At 65.0% G+C, this 1,662-nt stretch carries 1 protein-coding gene and 1 pseudogene; both read left to right on the forward strand.

Going from position 1 to position 1,662, the window contains the following annotated elements; translation table 11 throughout:
* Positions 1-164: pseudogene (locus EN984_RS39140) on the forward strand (GDYXXLXY domain-containing protein); the annotation flags it as partial.
* Between the two features lie 26 nt (positions 165-190).
* Positions 191-1,639 (forward strand): aromatic amino acid lyase, encoded by a 1,449-nt coding sequence (locus tag EN984_RS33685; protein ID WP_127384309.1) that lies wholly within the window; start codon positions 191-193, stop codon positions 1,637-1,639.
* The last annotated feature ends 23 nt before the right edge of the window (positions 1,640-1,662 follow it).

Genomic DNA, 1,662 nt, shown 5'->3' on the forward strand with positions numbered 1-1,662 from the left:
GTATTGAGCGCTTCTATTTGCCGGAAGGCGAGGGGATGGCGATCCAGAACGATATGCGGGTGCGGCCATTCGGCATCCGTCTTGCGCTCGCCGGCGACGGCACCGCGCAGATCAAGGCGCTGGTCGACGGCGACAAGACGCTATTCGAGGAACCACTCTACTAAGTCCCTTATTTCCAGTGGTGTGAAGCATGCCAGTTAGCCTGTCGAAGCGTGACGACATCAACCTCGACACTGTTTTCCGCGTCGCCTGGAAGAAGGACACGGTGGCGATCGGCGAGAAGGCCTTGCAGCGCATCGCCGAATGCCGCGCCTCGTTTCTCAGGCTGATCGAATCCGATCCGCCACCGGTCATCTATGGCGTCACAACCGCCATGGGGGAATTGGCAAGCCGAAAGCTCGAACCTGACGAGCGTGATCGCCATGCGCGCATCAAGGCGTTTGCCGCCGCCACCTCGTTCGGCGATCCCTTGCCGGATCGCGTGGTCAGGGCGATCGTGCTTGCCCGTCTGACGAATTTCATCGAGGGCAACGCCGCCACAACGCCGCGCATCGCGCTAGCCGTGGCCGCAATGCTCGACGGGGAGCCGATGCCTGTCGTGCCGGCCTCCGGCCAGGGCGGCGCCGGTGAGATCCTGGCGCTCTACCCCTTGTTTGCAGAACTTTCGACGCGTTTCGACCTCGAGGTCAAGGAACGGGGTTCGCTCATCAACGGCTCGCCTTGCGCTGCCGCTCTGGTGGCAGACGCAGCGCTCGCGGCGCGCCGCCGGATCCGCATGGCGCACCAGGTGTTCGCGCTGTCGATCGAGGCGTTTCGTGCCCCCCTCGAACACTATGACGCCGCCCTCGACACGCTCTGGGGCGATGAGCATGAGGCCGCGGCCCTGCAGGGTTTGCGGGAATTTCTGGTTGGCGCCGGCGACGGGCGGCGCAACTATCAGGCGCCGGTCAGCTACCGCATCGTGCCGCGCGTCCTCGGCCAGGCGCATCGTGCGTTGTCGTCGGCCGAGCGGGCGGCCAATGTGTCGCTGGCCTCTATATCGGACAATCCGGTCTACATCCCGCCCGACGATGCACATCCGCTCGGCCGCTGCATCTCGACCGGCGGCTATCACAACGCCATGGCGACGCCGGCGTTGGACGATCTGGCGGCGATATGGGCCGATATCTGCCTGCTCTGCGACCGCCACGCCTCGAAGCTTCTGAACGGCAAGGTGTCGCTGCTGCCGGATCTGCTGATGAACGGACGTCACTCGGCCGACAGCGATGGCCATGGCAATGTCGGCTACGTACCGATGGCAATCACCGGCTATCTCGAACAGGCCAAGCTGGCAGCGCAACGTACCTTCATGCCGGGCACGGAATCAGCGGGCGCGGGGCAGGACGACGTCGCCACGACGGCATTCTTCGCATGGACCAAGGAAGCGACCGCCGGCCGCTGCGTCGACGCGGCCATGGCGATGCTGGCGATGATCGCCTCGCAGGCGCTGCACGTCACCGAACGGACGCCGCCGCCGGCACTGCGCTCCTTCGTCGATCAAATCAGAGCTATCGTGCCGCCTGTCGGCGCCGATCGCGTGCTGGGGCCGGAGCTTGCCAGGTTGGCGGAATGGTTCACTGAGAAGGTGTTCGAGGCGTAGAGATGCCGACAAGCTGTAGCCGG

The sequence above is a fragment of the Mesorhizobium sp. M7A.F.Ca.CA.004.12.1.1 genome (assembly GCF_003997835.1).
Taxonomy (GTDB): Bacteria; Pseudomonadota; Alphaproteobacteria; order Rhizobiales; family Rhizobiaceae; genus Mesorhizobium.